The organism is Micromonospora sp. WMMD882 (assembly GCF_027497255.1).
Lineage (GTDB): Bacteria > Actinomycetota > Actinomycetes > Mycobacteriales > Micromonosporaceae > Micromonospora.
Genome location: NZ_CP114903.1, coordinates 3,854,183 through 3,867,973 on the forward strand (window position 1 = coordinate 3,854,183; position 13,791 = coordinate 3,867,973).

The 13,791-nt window shown below is 72.3% G+C and carries 14 protein-coding genes; 5 read left to right on the forward strand and 9 right to left on the reverse strand.

Annotated elements, in window-relative coordinates:
• The 4 genes from O7606_RS16070 to O7606_RS16085 form a co-directional block, all read right to left on the reverse strand.
• Positions 1-1,560, reverse strand: a complete 1,560-nt coding sequence (locus O7606_RS16070) for a glycoside hydrolase family 43 protein (RefSeq protein ID WP_281594841.1) — start codon at positions 1,558-1,560, stop codon at positions 1-3.
• A 69-nt stretch (positions 1,561-1,629) separates the two neighbouring features.
• Positions 1,630-2,769 carry a pectate lyase gene (locus O7606_RS16075; protein ID WP_281594842.1) on the reverse strand — a complete coding sequence of 380 codons (1,140 nt, stop codon included), beginning with the start codon at positions 2,767-2,769 and terminating at the stop codon, positions 1,630-1,632.
• 305 nt (positions 2,770-3,074) lie between these two features.
• Positions 3,075-4,640, reverse strand: a complete 1,566-nt coding sequence (locus O7606_RS16080; protein ID WP_281594843.1) for an aminotransferase class I/II-fold pyridoxal phosphate-dependent enzyme — start codon at positions 4,638-4,640, stop codon at positions 3,075-3,077.
• Between the two features lie 23 nt (positions 4,641-4,663).
• On the reverse strand, positions 4,664-5,986 hold the full coding sequence (locus O7606_RS16085) for an NAD(P)/FAD-dependent oxidoreductase (protein ID WP_281594844.1): 1,323 nt from the start codon (positions 5,984-5,986) through the stop codon (positions 4,664-4,666).
• Positions 5,987-6,269: 283 nt separating this feature from the next.
• On the opposite strand from O7606_RS16085, the gene lanKC reads away from it, so the two are divergent.
• The 4 genes from lanKC to O7606_RS16105 all read left to right on the forward strand — a co-directional run bounded on the left by lanKC (position 6,270) and on the right by O7606_RS16105 (position 9,426).
• Positions 6,270-8,849 carry a class III lanthionine synthetase LanKC gene (gene lanKC / locus O7606_RS16090; protein WP_281594845.1) on the forward strand — a complete coding sequence of 860 codons (2,580 nt, stop codon included), beginning with the start codon at positions 6,270-6,272 and terminating at the stop codon, positions 8,847-8,849.
• Between the two features lie 64 nt (positions 8,850-8,913).
• Positions 8,914-9,039, forward strand: a complete 126-nt coding sequence (locus O7606_RS16095) for a SapB/AmfS family lanthipeptide (RefSeq protein WP_281594846.1) — start codon at positions 8,914-8,916, stop codon at positions 9,037-9,039.
• A 27-nt stretch (positions 9,040-9,066) separates the two neighbouring features.
• The gene (locus tag O7606_RS16100; protein WP_281594847.1) at positions 9,067-9,231 is read left to right on the forward strand and encodes a hypothetical protein; all 165 of its coding nucleotides are present in this window, start codon (positions 9,067-9,069) and stop codon (positions 9,229-9,231) included.
• A gap of 48 nt (positions 9,232-9,279) precedes the next feature.
• Positions 9,280-9,426 carry a class III lanthipeptide gene (locus O7606_RS16105; RefSeq protein WP_281594848.1) on the forward strand — a complete coding sequence of 49 codons (147 nt, stop codon included), beginning with the start codon at positions 9,280-9,282 and terminating at the stop codon, positions 9,424-9,426.
• 71 nt (positions 9,427-9,497) lie between these two features.
• Here the strand turns inward: O7606_RS16105 and O7606_RS16110 are convergent, their stop codons facing one another.
• Positions 9,498-9,719 carry a hypothetical protein gene (locus O7606_RS16110; protein ID WP_281594849.1) on the reverse strand — a complete coding sequence of 74 codons (222 nt, stop codon included), beginning with the start codon at positions 9,717-9,719 and terminating at the stop codon, positions 9,498-9,500.
• Between the two features lie 250 nt (positions 9,720-9,969).
• Between O7606_RS16110 and O7606_RS16115 the strand changes: the two genes are divergently transcribed.
• On the forward strand, positions 9,970-10,728 hold the full coding sequence (locus tag O7606_RS16115) for a class I SAM-dependent methyltransferase (protein ID WP_281594850.1): 759 nt from the start codon (positions 9,970-9,972) through the stop codon (positions 10,726-10,728).
• Positions 10,729-10,860: 132 nt separating this feature from the next.
• Here O7606_RS16115 and mnhG read toward each other — a convergent pair whose 3' ends face one another.
• From mnhG to O7606_RS16135, 4 genes are read right to left on the reverse strand one after another with little or no spacing between them, the layout of a single operon-like run.
• Positions 10,861-11,226 carry a monovalent cation/H(+) antiporter subunit G gene (gene mnhG / locus O7606_RS16120; protein ID WP_281594851.1) on the reverse strand — a complete coding sequence of 122 codons (366 nt, stop codon included), beginning with the start codon at positions 11,224-11,226 and terminating at the stop codon, positions 10,861-10,863.
• Positions 11,223-11,486, reverse strand: coding sequence for a monovalent cation/H+ antiporter complex subunit F (locus O7606_RS16125; RefSeq protein WP_281594852.1), 264 nt, complete (start codon positions 11,484-11,486; stop codon positions 11,223-11,225). The genes mnhG and O7606_RS16125 overlap by 4 nt, the downstream gene beginning before the upstream one ends.
• Positions 11,483-12,217, reverse strand: a complete 735-nt coding sequence (locus O7606_RS16130; RefSeq protein ID WP_281594853.1) for a Na+/H+ antiporter subunit E — start codon at positions 12,215-12,217, stop codon at positions 11,483-11,485. Before O7606_RS16130 ends, O7606_RS16125 begins: the two co-directional genes overlap by 4 nt.
• The gene (locus O7606_RS16135) at positions 12,214-13,791 is read right to left on the reverse strand and encodes a Na+/H+ antiporter subunit D (RefSeq protein WP_281599704.1); all 1,578 of its coding nucleotides are present in this window, start codon (positions 13,789-13,791) and stop codon (positions 12,214-12,216) included. The genes O7606_RS16130 and O7606_RS16135 overlap by 4 nt, the downstream gene beginning before the upstream one ends.

Sequence of the window (13,791 nt, forward strand, 5' to 3'; positions counted from 1 at the left end):
TCAGGTCGGCCGGTAGTCGAACCAGTCGAACGCGGCGCTACTCCGGGTGACGTACAGCCCGATCACCCGGCCGGTGAACCCGGCTGCGACCTCGGTGGACAGGTAGCGGCCGTCGAGCTCGGCCAGGACCACCGGGCCGTCGTCGGTGGCCAGCTCGAAGACCACCATGTCCGACCCGGCGGGACGCACGCCGTACGGTTCGCCGGGGGCGGCCAGTTCGGCGGCGGACGTCACCACCGGTGGGTACAGGTCGCGGGTGCGGGTGGCGACGGTGAGCACGACCGGCCCGGCGGGCGCCGGGCGCTCGGCGAAGACCTGACGGAACGGCCCGACCCGGCCGACGACCCGTACCGTGCCGCCGGAGACCTCGACGTCGTAGTGGTGCGCCTCGTCGACCCGCAGCGTCAGCCCGGCGACGCCGTCGCCGGGGTCGAGGCGGACGCCGGCCCGGCAGTCGTGGTGCTGCTGCCGCGCCGCCACCATGGTGACGCCGGCCCGGTCCAGGGTGGACCCGGTGGCGTGCAGGGTGAGCCAGCCGGGCCGCTCGGTCAGCGACCAGGCCGCGTCCGGCCGGCTGCGCGGGGAGATCCAGCGGTACGCCAACCGGACGTCGTCGAAATCGTCGCGGTACGCCCCGGAGCCGGGCGGGGCGGCCCCGGCCGGCGCGCTGCCCGCCGGGGCGGCGGTGGCCTCCTCGACCGGGTCGACCACCGGCCAGCCGTCGACCCACCGCACCGGCACGAGGAACGTCTCCCGGCCGAGCACGTGGTACGGGGGCCACTGGCCGCGGGCCCGGATGCCGAGCAGAACCATCCACCAACTGCCGTCCACGGCCTGGACCAGGTCGGCATGGCCGGTGGCCTGGACCGGCCGACCGGTGCCGCGGTGGGTCAGGATCGGGTTGGCCGGGCCCGGCTCGAAGGGCCCGAGCGGGCTGCGGGACCGGGCGACCGAGACGGCGTGCCCGGTGTGGGTGCCGCCCTCGGAGACGACCAGGTACCACCATCCGTCGATCCGGTACAGGTGCGGGGACTCGGGGTACTGGCCGCCGGTGCCCGACCACGTCGAGATCGGTCCTTCGAGGACCAACCCGACCTCCGGGTCGATCCGGTACGTCTTCACGCCCGAGGTGGTCAGCCAGCAGTTCCCGTCGTCGTCCCAGGCCAGCGAGGGGTCGACGTGCGGCAGGTCGAGGTACACCGGGTCGGACCACGGGCCGGCCGGGTCAACGGCGGTGACGACCAGGTGCCGGCCCAGGCTGACATTCGTGGTGATCATCCAGAACCGCCCGTCGTGGTGCCGGATGGTCGGCGCGTAGATCCCCTGGGAGGCGGGGGTGTCCGGCGGCAACTCCAACTGGTCCGGCCGATCGAGGGCGTTGCCGATCTGTCGCCAGTTCACCAGGTCCCGGCTGTGGAAGACGGGCACGCCGGGGACGTACTCGAAGCTGGAGCAGACCAGGTAGTAGTCCTCCCCGACCCGGCAGACGCTGGGATCGGGGTGGAAACCGGGCAACACCGGGTTGCGGTAGACCCCTCCGGTGGGGCGTGCTGCGGGCATGCCGGCTCACTCGCTTTCCGTACGGGCGGGTCCGGTGCCGGCCGGTCGACCGGCACCGGGCCCGTCGGGTTACCGGTAGGTCAGGTCGGACGAGGAGTAGAGGCAGTTGGCGCCGTCCGCTCCGGTGCCGATCTGGGTGGGTTCGTTGCCGCTGCTGTTGCCGTTGTACTTGCGGCAGATCACCATCGACCGGCTGGGGTCGTTGACGATGGTGACCCCGGAGAACCGGGCGGTGTCGCCGTAGTTGACGTTGATGCCGGCCACTGTGTTGCCGGGTCGGGTCAGCGTGACGTTCCGGATCACCACGTTGCGCCTGTGCTGGGTGGAGCAGTTGCCGCAGGAGCGGTAGAACGTCCCGAAGTTGGTGGCCTGGAAGTTCTGGATGGTGAGCGTGCCCGGGCCGTTGTGCTGGAAGACCTTGTCGCTGGCGCTGCGCGCGCCGCCGCCGTCAACCAGGAAGGTGGGCGAGCCGCTGCCCCGGAAGGTGGCGGCGTCCTCGCCCACGTCCTCCCACCAGACGTTGCGCAGCGTGCACGGGCCGGAGCAGTGCACGCCGTCGCCGGCGGGCGCGCCGATGATGACGTTCTGCAGGGTGGCCCCGGCGGCGAGCCGGAACATCGGGTCCTGGCTCTCCTCCTGGCTGCCGTCACCGATGCAGCAGTACCGGCGCATGCCACCGTCGAGGACGCCGGAGACCGCGATGGTGCCGTCGACGTTGACCTGTCCGGTCGGCGTCGGCCACGCCCCGGTGGGCGGCGGCGTGGTGGGGGGCGGCGTGGTCGGCGGGGGCGTGGTCGGGGGCGGCGGGGTGGTCGGGCCCGTTCCGCCAGCGCAGGCCACGCCGTTGACCGCGAAGGAGGTCGGCGTCGGGTTGCTGTTGTTGTTCCAGCCCCCGTTGAAGCCGAACGACACCGACCCGCCGGTGGCGAGGTTGCCGTTGTAGCTGACGTTGGCGGCCCGTACGGCACCGCCGCTCTGCGTGACGGTGGCGTTCCACGCCTGGGCGACGGTCTGCCCGGCGGTGAACGACCAGGTGACCGTCCACGCGTCGAGCGGGTCGCCGACGTTGGTGACGTCGACGTTGGCGGTGAACCCGCCCGACCACTGCGAGGCGACGGTGTAGGCGACGCGACAACCGACGGCCGCCTGCGCGGTGCCGGCCGTGGCCACCACACCGGCCGCGCCCAGGGTGGCTGTCGTCGTCGTCAAGATGAGTAGCGCCCTTCGGCGCCGGCTTTGCGGCATGTTGCTCTCCTGGCTGATACGGGGAGCCCGCGTGGCTCGGCGACCGCTGCCCGTCGGCTGCCGACACGGGTCCTGGTCCGGGCCCGGACGCCCGTCCGCTGGGGACGGGCCAGCGCCACCGGCTCTGACAGCGCTTTCCCAGCGAACCGCAGGAAGCCGATCATCGCAAGCCCTCGATACGTCGACACCGGTCACCCGAACGGCGCGGGGACGCGCCCGTCGCCCGAGGGACGCGGGGCGCCCCCGCCGGGCTGCCTGCCGCTGCCTCCCTACCGGGCCGAGCTGCCGAACGCGCTGGACAGGTACGCCCGCGAGTCGGCGATCGCGCCCTCGATGATCCGGGCGGCCTCGCGGGCCTCCTCGGGCCGGTGCCCGGCCTGCACCTGGAGCCGGAACCGGGACGACCCGGTCGGCGTCACCGGGAACTCCACCATGAACGCGAGCACGCCCCGGTCGAACAGCAGCCGGTTGGCCGTGCGGGCGAGCTTCTCGTTGCCGATCAGCAGCGGCACGATCGGCGACGGCTCACCCATGCAGGTCAGCCCCCGGCCGGTCAGCTCGTCGCGCAGGGCGTCAATGGCGGTGAACAGCCGGGCCCGCAGCACGTCCCCCTCGGCCGACCGGATGATCCTGGTGGCCTCGCGGACCACCGCGGTCTGCACCGGCGACAGGGCGTTCGAAAAGAAGTGGCTGCCGCCGAACATCTTGACGTACTGCTTCAGCGCCGGGGAGTTGGACGCCACGAAACCGCCGTTGGAGCAGAACGTCTTCGAGAAGGCGCCCATCACGATGTCCACCTCGCCGAGCAGATTCTGCATGCCCAGCACGCCCGTGCCGCCCGGCCCCATCGACCCGAGGTCGTGCGCCACGTCGACCAGCAGGGTGGCGTCGTACTCGCGGCAGACCCGCTGGAGGGTGACCAGGTCCGGCCAGTCCGCGTCCACCGAGAAGAGACCGTCGGTGACGACCAGGATGCCGTTGCGGGTGTCGTGCGCACGGATCTCCACCAGGCGCCGTCGGACCGCCTCGACGTTGAGGTGCTCGTAGCGGACCACGTTGCGGGTGGCCGCCCGCGCGCCCTGCTGGAGGCAGGAGTGCGCCAGCCGGTCGATCAGGACGTGGTCGGACTGACGGACCAGCCCGACGACCGCGCCGAAGCCGGCCGCCCAACCCGTCGGGAACAGCGTCACGTGGTCCAGCCCGACCAGGTCGCCGAGGGCCGCCTCCAGCTCGTCGGAGATCCGGGTGTTGCCCAGCACCATCGGCGAGCCGGCGCTGTGCGGGCCGTAGTCGTGCATGGCCCGCGCCGCCGCCTCCCGGATCGCCGGGTGGGTGTTGAACGACAGGTAGTCCTGCGAGTTGAAGTTGATGCCCCGGGTCCGCCTGCCCAGGTCGTTGGTGATCTGGGCGACGCTGTCCGGGGCGGCCTCCAGCACCCGGGAGTACTGCCAGGTCTCCGTCCGACGGCGGGCCTGCACCCAGCCGTAGAAGTCCTCGGTACGGGCGAGCAGGTTGCGCCCGGCGGGTCGGTAGAAGTCGTAGGCGTTCTTGTCCAGCGCGTACTCCTCGTCCGGGTCGACGGGGTTGCGCAGGTGGGCCGGCTCCCACATCTCGGTGAGGTCGGCGATGACCTGGGCGAGCTCGCCGTCCGCCCCGGTCGGGTCGAGGGTGGCGAAGTCGTCCCACGGGACGTGGGTGGCCCAGTTGCGGGTCATCTCGGAGACCTCGTCCGCCGTCCGGGCCATGGTGGCCACGTCACCGTGGTGGGCGGCGTGCAGGATGACCTCGATCAGCTCGCCGTCCTCGCGCTGGTGCAGGTCGGTGGTGGTGGTCATGGTGTCAGCTCCCGGGTACGGCATCAGGCGAACAGGTTCTGCTGGTACGCGCGCGACGTGGCGGCGAAGTCGTCGAACACCGCGTGGTCGGCGGAGGACTCCTTCGCGGCGTCGTTGAGCAGGAACAGGTTGGACGCCTGGAAGAACTCCGACACCGGGGCGACGTCGGCGTGGGTGGCGATGAACCGGTCGGTCTCCTGCTGGTCGCCGCGCAGCGCCACGAACAGTTGCAGCTCGTCGTGCCGGTACGGGCGCATCTCGGCCAGCGTGCACACGTAGTCGTAGTAGGCGGCGGCGTTCTGGCTGCGCCGCCGGCCCTCGTACCCGGTCATCGCCTCCTCGACCGACGCCCCGCCGGACAGCCAGCGGCCCAGGGCGGCGGCGGCCAGCTCGGCGTCCCGGAAGGCGTGCGTCATGCCGATCGCGGTGCACTGGTCCTTCGCCGACTCGGCGTCCCCGACGAGCACCCAGCCCGGCCCGTGCAGCGGCCGGAGGAAAGCCGACTGGTCGAGCGTGCCGTAGATCCGTTCCTCCCGGACGCCCTGCTCGCGGACCACCGCGCCCAGCTCCGGGCTGACGAAGTCGAGCGCCCTGGCGAAGTTGCCCGGCACGTCGGCCCGGAACTCCCGGGACCACTCGCTCGGCCCCCAGACCAGCACCATGTTCTGCTCGAAGTTGGTGGGCACCACCGCGGCGGCCAGCCGGCCCCGCCGGTGGATCTGGCCGGGGCCGAGGTCGAAACCGGACCAGTAGCTCCAGTACGCGAACGTGCACCGGGGCCGCTCGTCGTACTTCGGCAGCTTGAGGGCACGGGCGACGAACGAGTTGCGGCCGTCCGCGCCGACCACGATCCGGGCCCGGTCCTCGACGGTCCGCCCGTCGGCGTCCCGGCCCCGGACGCCCACCACCCGGCCGTCCTCGGTGAGCAGTTCCCGTACGGTGAAGTTGGTCCGCACCTCGGCGCCGGCCTTCGCGGCGGCCTCGACGAGGATCTGGTCCAGCACCCGACGCCGGACCGAGGCGTAGCTGGTGACCACCCCCGAGTCGTCGCCGTGCAGGTCCCGGAAGTGTTCCCGCAGCAGCTCGGCCGGCACCGAGCCGCCCAGTTCGATGCCGTCGTTGACGAGCCGGACGGTGGTGTGCGTCGGGGTCACGGCGGTGACCTGGTCCAGCAGTCCCCACCGGTTCAGGTAGGACATCCCGTGCGGCCACAGGAAGTGCGTGGAGATGACGTCGCTGGGAAACGACGACCGGTCCACCAGGAGCACCCGGTGCCCCTGTCGGGCGAGCAGCAGCGCGGTCGCGGCGCCCGCGCAACGGGCCCCGACCACTATCGCGTCGTACATGTTGTTCCTTTTTCGGCTGAGCGTCAGATGTCCGACCGGCCCGGCGGCCGACGGCCACCGCTGGCGGCGACCGGCTGTGGCCCCCGGGCGGTCATGGACATGCACCGTACACAGTGGAAGACGCACGGCCGTGGTACCACTGGACGGCTCGTTCTAAATCCACTTCGGTCGATTGACCGAGGGTGGCAACCCGAATACCCTTCGTGAGGCAAGCGCGCGGTCGGGCGACTGGAGTCCCATGCACGGGACCAGCGCACGCCGGCGGGACAAGGGGCTGCCGGCGATGGATCTCCGTTACCGCAACTACTGCCTGACCGACCCGACCTTCTACGACCGGCCGGCCAGCCGGGCCGCGACCCCCGGCTTCGCCGCCGGACCGCCGCTGCCCGACGGCTGGTCCACGCAGGCCAGAGGGCCCTGGACGATGGTCTCCCCGGCGCGACCCGACCTGCCCCCGCAGGGCTGGAAGATCCACGTCTCGACCATCCAGAGCGACGCTGTCGGCACGCTCGAAATCGTCTGGCGGCACTGCGTCGAACGGAACGTCCCGTTCAAACACCTCGCCGACCCGACCACGCTGCTCCTGAGCAACTCGAAGTACGCCGACCGGTCGAGCAGCGGAAAATTCATCACCATCTACCCGCGGGACACCGCCGAGCTGCACGAGCTCCTGCTCGACCTGGATCTCCTGCTGGCCGGCCGACCGGGTCCGTACATCCTCAGCGACGTGCGGTGGAACGACGGACCGCTCTACCTGCGCTACGGCGGCTTCGCCGAACGGCGCTGCCGGACCGAGGACGGCGCCCTGGTCCTGGCCATCGCCGACCCCACCGGCCGGCTCGTCCCCGACCACCGCCAGCCCAGCTTCCAGGTGCCCGAATGGGTCGAGGCGCCGGACTTCGTCGCGCGGGCGATCGCGGCGCGGACGAGCCCGGACACCCCACACGAGATGCCCTACCGGATCGAACGTCCACTGCACTTCTCCAACGGCGGCGGGGTCTACTCCGCCACCGACCTCGCCAGCGGGGCGTCCGTGGTGCTGAAGGAAGCCCGGCCGTACGCCGGCACCGACAGCTTCGGGCAGGATGCCGTACGACGGCTGCGACACGAACGGGACTTCCTGCTGAAGCTGGCCGACACCGGGGTGGTGCCCCGGCTGCTCGGTGACTTCGTCTGCTGGGAACACCACTTCCTGGCCGAGGAACACCTCTTCGGCGAGACCCTCGGCCGGGCCATGGTGCTGCGGAACCCGCTGGTCCGGGCCGACGCCACCCAGGCGGACATCGCCGCGTACACCGAGTGGGCGCTGACCACCCTCGACCTGGTCGAGCAGCAGTTGCGCCGGCTGCACGACCACGGTTACGTCTTCGGGGACCTGCACCCGCACAACATCGTCCTGACCGACGACGGGACGGTCCGCTTCATCGACCTGGAGATGGCCTCGCACGCCAGCGAGGAGAGACCACTGAACCTCGGCGCGCCCGGCTACCTGCCGCCCGACGGCCGGGTCGGGGTGGAGGCGGACCTGTACGCGATGGCCTGCCTGCGGGTGTTCATGTTCCTCCCGTTGACCATCCTGCTGCCGCTGGCCCCGGCCAAACTGCCGATGCTGCTGGCCTCGATCGCCCAGACCTTCCCGGTGCCGCCGGACTTCGTCGACCGGGTGGCCGGCACGCTCCGGGACCGCCGGCCGGGCGGCGCGGCCAACGACCGGGTCGCCGCCCTCACCGCCGCCGTCGACTCCGGCGCCGGCGACTGGCCGGCGGTACGCCGTTCGGCGCGCGACGCGATCCTGGCCAGCGCCACCCCGCTCCGCGCGGACCGGCTGTTCCCCGGCGACATCGACCAGTTCACCCACGGCGGCCTCGGCATCGCGTACGGTGCGGCCGGGGTGCTCGCCGCGCTGGCGCACACCGGATGCGGGCGCTTCCCCGACTACGAGTCGTGGCTGGTCGACGCCGTCCGGCAGGACCGCGACACGGTGGACGGCCGCCGACCGGTCGGACTCTTCGACGGGCTGCACGGCGTCGCCTGCGTCCTGGCCGAACTGGGCCGGCCGGACGACGCCGCGTACGTCCTGGACCGGGTCCTCGACACGTCGGCCGACTCGATCGGTCTCGACCTCCTCGACGGGCTGGCCGGCATCGGGGTCAGCCTGCTCCGGCTGGCCACCACCCTCGGCGAGAACGGGCTGCGGGAGCGGGCGCTGTCGATCGGCGACCGGCTCGCCGACCATCTCCAGGCGCGACCGGCGTCGACGTCCGGCCCGAGCCGTCGCCACCAGGGGCTGTTACGCGGCCCGTCCGGGCACGCGCTGTTCTTCGTCCGCCTCTTCGAGTCGACAGGTGACCCCGGCCACCTGGACCACGCGGCCACCCTGCTGCGGCGGGACCTGGCCGCCTGCGTGCCGACGGCCGACGGCGGGTTGCAGATGAGCGAGGGCTGGCGGACGCTGCCGTACCTGGCCAGCGGCAGCGCGGGCGTGGGAATGGTGATCCACCGCTACCTCCGGCACCGCGCCGACGAGGAGCTCGCCGACGCGCTCAGGCAGATCAGCCGGGCGGCCGGGTCGGAGTTCGTCATCGGCAGCGGCCTGTTCAACGGACGGGCCGGTCTGGTCACGCTCCTGGCGGCGGTCACCGACGGGCCGGTCGGCGAGGCCGCCGAGCCGGGCAGCCGGATCCACCAGCACCTGCGCCGACTCGCCTGGCACATGATGCCGTACCGGAACGAGGTGGCCTTCCCCGGCGACCAGCTCCTGCGGCTGTCGATGGATCTGGCGACCGGCTCGGCGGGCGTGCTGCTCGCGCTGGACGCCCGGGGCGCCGACGACGACCTCTTCTCGTTCGTCGGGCTCCGCTGACCCGTCCGGCCCGCACCGGCGGGCCGACAGCGCGTCGACCGGAACCGGAAGGAGGTGATCGACCGTGCCACACGTCCTGGACCTTCAGACGCTGGCCCCCGAGGAACAGTCGGAGGGGCTGAACAGCAACCTGAGCCTGGTGACCTGCCCGGACTGCCCCAGCACCCCGAGCCTGCTGGTCTGCTGCTGACCGACCGGGCCCCGAAGGAGCCACGACATGCACGTACTGGACTTCCAGCACCTCGACCCGGGCGACGTCGGCAGCCCGGACGCCTTGCTCAGCCTCATGAGCACCCACTGCCCGAGCAACCTGAGCATCCTGCTGTGCCCGGTGAGCGACTGGTGCGCGGTGGGTGGCCAGGGCGCCGGGGACCAGGGCTGAGGTCGGCGGAACCCACGCCCGGAAATGCTCGCCACCCGGAAGGAGGTGATGAGAATGGCGCACATCCTGGACCTCCAGGCGGTCAACTCGACCGGCGCGGCCGAGAGCCCGCTGGTCAGCGACTACAGCTGGATGGCCTGTGAGGACAGCACGGTGAGTCTGCTGCTGTGCCAGCACCCGCAACAGCCGGAGTAGCCACCCGGGGCGCCGGACGGTGGCGGAGGACGGACTCCACCACCGCCGGCGCTGCGCTTCCGGTTCGGCTGTTACTTCTCGCCGGTCAACGCGACCAGCGCGCTGGCGGTCCGGAAGTACGGGTTCCGGCCGAGGTCGCCGACGGTGACGATGCCGAAGGCGTCCTTGAGCAGCTTGGCGTCGCCGTCGCTGACCCCGGCCAGCGCGGCCACCGGGGCGTCGACCAGCTCGGCGAGCGTCTTGTCCTGGTGGGCCTTGTCGACGAGCTTGCTGAGGTCGGCGGTGACGGGCATGCGTTCTCCTTCGGCTTCCGGCCGGGCGGCCGGAGTCGGACACGGACGTCGGGCCCCGGTCGTGGCCGGCACGCCACAACCGTTGCCCAGCAACGGATCCGGACTCTCCTGAGTGGAGCCCAGGTCGCACGGGCAAGCTAACAGCGGAACCTGAGAGGTGCCTGACAACCTTGTTGCCAATCATATGCAATTGCTTAAAGCTTGCGACAAGGGCTGGACAGTGACCGGAGCCGTAACTAGCTTCTAGGTCATGAGTCCTTACGAGCTGGACGCGCGGGCCTGGCAGGAGAGCTGGGACCGGCAGCAGGAGGCGTACCTGCCGGACCGCGAGCACCGCATCGGCGTCATGCTCGACGCGGTCGCCGCCGTCGTCGACCACGACACCCCCCGCCTGCTCGACCTGGCCGGCGGCACCGGGTCGATCAGCCTGCGCGCGCTGGCCCGTTTCCCGCGCGCCGAGATCACCCTGGTCGACCTGGACCCGGTCCTGCTGGCCATCGCGGAGACCTCGCTGGGTGACCGGGCCACCGTCGTCACCGCCGACCTGAACACCCCCGACTGGACGGCCGCCCTCCCCCACCGGGAGTACGACGCGGTGCTCACCGCCACCGCCCTGCACTGGATCGCCGAGCCACGACTCGCGGCCCTCTACACCGAGCTGCGCGGCCTGCTCCGCCCCGGCGGCCTGTTCGCCAACGCCGACCACATGCCCGACGCCGGCCTGCCCACCCTGACCGACCGGCTCGTCGCGCGGGCGGACGCCCACCGGTCGGCCCGGTACGCCGCCGGGGCGGTGCTGTCCTGGTCGGCCTGGTGGCAGCACGTCGCCGCCGACCCGGTCCTCGCGCCGCTGGCCGAGAAGCGCGGGCAGATCTACCCGACCGGGCACAGCGACGACTGGCTACCCCCGGCCACCTGGCACCTGGACGCGCTGCGGGCGGCCGGTTTCACCGAGACCGGCCTGCTCTGGCGGGGCGGCGCCGACGCCGTCGTGGCCGGGGTGCGCTGACCGCGCCGGCCCGTCCCGCCGCCGCCGGACCCTGCTGCCGCCGCCGGAGCGTCCCCCGCCACGGGACGGCGGCGCAGGACCGGCGGGACGGCGGCGCGAGCCGGTGGGACGGCGGCGCGGACTGGGCGGCTCTCAGCCGCTCCGGGCGCCGCTGACCCGGTCGATGTGCGCGGCGAGTTCGTCGGTGAGCAGCAGGTCGGCGCGGATCTCGTCGTGCGGGTACGCCGCCCGCCCGACCATGTGCGCGGCGACCGGGGCGCTGGCGAGCTGGAACGCCCCGACCAGCACCAGGGTGGTGATGTCCACCCCGGTCCGCAGCCGCAGCGCGCAGCCGACCAGCACCAGCAGCAGCCCGAGGACCTGGGGTTTGGCGGCGGCGTGCATCCGGGAGAGCAGGTCCGGAAAACGCACCAGCGCCACCCCGGCGGCCAGGCTGAGCAGCGCGCCGGCGATCAGGCACACCGCGGCGACGGCGTCGAGGACGGCGTACGTGCTCATTTCGGATCTTTCCGGGTGGCGAACCGGGCGACGCTCACCGAGCCGACGAAGCCGAGGATGGCCAGCACCACCAGCACGGGCAGCGCGGTGGCGTCCCGGCTGTACGCGGTCTCGGTGGCGATGGCCGCGACGACGATGGCCAGCAGCACGTCGACGGCGACGGCACGGTCCAGGATGGACGGCCCGCGGATGACCCGGGCCAGGGTGAGCCCGCCGGCCACGGCGAGCAGGACGGTGACGACCACCGCGACCACGGTCATCTCGATGCTCCTTCCAGGTCTGCCGGCCGGGCGCCGGTACGGACTGCGGCGGCGAGCCGACGCTGCTCGTCGGGCGAGCCGATGGCGGCGATGATCCGTTCCTCCAACGCCAGGACGCCGCGCCGGAACCGCTCGACCTCGTCGAGGGTGCGGACGCCGAGCACGTGGACGTAGAGGGTGCCGGTGCTCCGGTCGGCCTCCAGGATCAGGCTGCCCGGCACCAGGGTCAGCGCCTCGGCGGTGAGAGTGAGGTTCAGGTCGCTGCCGATCCGCAGCGGCACCGCGATGATCGCGCCCTTCGGGGGGTCCCCGGGCCGCACCGCCAGCCAGGCGATCTGCGCGCTGGCGACCACCAGATCGACGAGGAAGCGCGCCGCGAACCGGAGCAGCCCCCACGGGTGGAGCCGCCCGGCGAACGTCACCGGCGGCAGCGGGAAGACCGTCAGCAGCACGCCCACCACCACCAGGCCGCTGATCACGTTCGCCCAGGACAGGGTGCCCCACAGCAGCACCCAGACGGTGACCAGACCGACCACGGCGCTCACCAGGTTGCGTCGCCGGGCCCGTCGGGTCAACGGCGGCTCGGCCGGGTTCGTCGGCTCGGCCGGGTCGGCCGACTCGACCAGGTTCGGCTGCGCGTTCGCCGGCTCGGTCGGGTCCGTCGGCACGTCCGCCCGCGGGTCGCTCGACGGCCCGGCCGGGTTCGGCGGCGTCACGGGCCCGGCGCTCACGGCGTGCCCTCCGGGTAGACGGCTTCCACGTACGGGGTGCGGCGCAACAGGTTGTCTGCGGCGTCGGAGCTGATCTCGAACAGCGGCCCGGCGACCACGGTCAGCGCCAGGCCGAACACCACCAGGGCGACTGTCGACCCGATCATCAGCTTGGGCAGCATGGCCCCCCGGTGCTCGGCGGGCGGCGCGTCGTGCGGCTGCTCCGCGCCGTCGGTCCGAGCGGCCTTGACGGTGTCCCCGGCGGCCGGCATGTCCGGGTGCGGGGCCCGCCAGAACGCCAGGTTCCACACCCGGGCGATGGCGTAGAGGGTGAGCAGGCTGGTGAGCAGCCCACCGGCGACCAGCGCCCAGGCCAGCGGGCCGCCGTCGGCGACGCCGGCCTGCACCAGGCCGAGCTTGCCGAGGAAACCGGAGAACGGTGGGATGCCGGCGAGGTTCAACGCCGGCACGAAGAACAGCACCGCCAGTAGTGGCGACATTCTGGCCAGGCCGCCGAGCCGGTCCAGGGCGGTGCTGCCGCCCCGGCGTTCCACCAGACCGGCGGCGAGGAACAGGGTGGTCTGGATGGTGATGTGGTGCACCACGTAGAAGATCGCGGCGGCCAGCCCGAGCGAGGTGGTCAACCCGACCCCGAAGAGCATGTACCCGATGTGGCTGATCAGGGTGAACGACAGCAGCCGTTTGATGTCGGACTGGGCGACCGCGCCGAGGATGCCCACCACCATGGTCAGCCCGGCCACCCAGAGCAGCAGGGTCGCGGTGCGCCCGCCGGGGAACAGCAACGTCTCGGTACGGATGATCGCGTACACGCCGACCTTGGTGAGCAGGCCGGCGAAGACCGCGGTGACCGGGGCGGGCGCGGTGGGGTAGCTGTCCGGCAGCCAGGCCGACAGCGGGAAGACGGCGGCCTTGATGCCGAACGCGAGCAGCAGCATGCCCTGCAGGACCAGCCGCAGGTCGTCCGGCAACTCGTCCAGCCGGCCAACCAGTTGGGCCAGGTTGAGGGTGCCGGCCGCCGAGTAGACCAGCCCGATCGCGACCAGGAAGATCAGCGACGACAGCAGGCTGACCACGACGTACGTGGTGCCGGCCCGGATCCGGGTCTCGGTGCTGCCCAGGGTCAGCAGCACGTAGCTGGCGACCAGCAGGATCTCGAAGCCCACGTAGAGGTTGAACAGGTCACCGGAGAGGAACGCGTTGCACACCCCGGCGGTGAGCACCAGGTACGTCGGGTGGTAGACCGACAGCGGCGTCTCCTCGTGGCCGTCGGCCATGCCCTGCCCGATGGAGTACACCAGCACGCAGAGGGTGACCGAGGCGGAGACCACCAGCATCAGCGCGGCCAACTGGTCGGCGACCAGCACGATGCCCAGCGGCGCGACCCAGCCGCCGACCTCCACCACGATCGGCCCGTCCGTACCGGCCCGGACCAGCAGGGTGGCGGCGACCGCGACGGTGGCGGTGAGCACGGTGAGGCTGACCCACCGCTGCGCGCGGGGGCGACCGGCCAGCATCAGGGTCAACGCCGCGCCGAGCAGTGGCATCACCACCGGCAGCGGGACCAGGTGGTTCAG

Excerpts from the sequence above, each read along its gene's own strand:
- O7606_RS16070 (WP_281594841.1), bottom strand. The coding sequence starts at position 1,560 with ATGCCCGCAGCACGCCCCACCGGAGGGGTCTACCGCAACCCGGTGTTG.
- O7606_RS16080 (WP_281594843.1), bottom strand. The coding sequence starts at position 4,640 with ATGACCACCACCACCGACCTGCACCAGCGCGAGGACGGCGAGCTGATC.
- O7606_RS16085 (WP_281594844.1), bottom strand. The coding sequence starts at position 5,986 with ATGTACGACGCGATAGTGGTCGGGGCCCGTTGCGCGGGCGCCGCGACC.
- lanKC (WP_281594845.1), top strand. The coding sequence starts at position 6,270 with ATGGATCTCCGTTACCGCAACTACTGCCTGACCGACCCGACCTTCTAC.
- O7606_RS16100 (WP_281594847.1), top strand. The coding sequence starts at position 9,067 with ATGCACGTACTGGACTTCCAGCACCTCGACCCGGGCGACGTCGGCAGC.
- O7606_RS16105 (WP_281594848.1), top strand. The coding sequence starts at position 9,280 with ATGAGAATGGCGCACATCCTGGACCTCCAGGCGGTCAACTCGACCGGC.
- O7606_RS16110 (WP_281594849.1), bottom strand. The coding sequence starts at position 9,719 with ATGCCCGTCACCGCCGACCTCAGCAAGCTCGTCGACAAGGCCCACCAG.
- O7606_RS16115 (WP_281594850.1), top strand. The coding sequence starts at position 9,970 with ATGAGTCCTTACGAGCTGGACGCGCGGGCCTGGCAGGAGAGCTGGGAC.
- mnhG (WP_281594851.1), bottom strand. The coding sequence starts at position 11,226 with ATGAGCACGTACGCCGTCCTCGACGCCGTCGCCGCGGTGTGCCTGATC.
- O7606_RS16125 (WP_281594852.1), bottom strand. The coding sequence starts at position 11,486 with ATGACCGTGGTCGCGGTGGTCGTCACCGTCCTGCTCGCCGTGGCCGGC.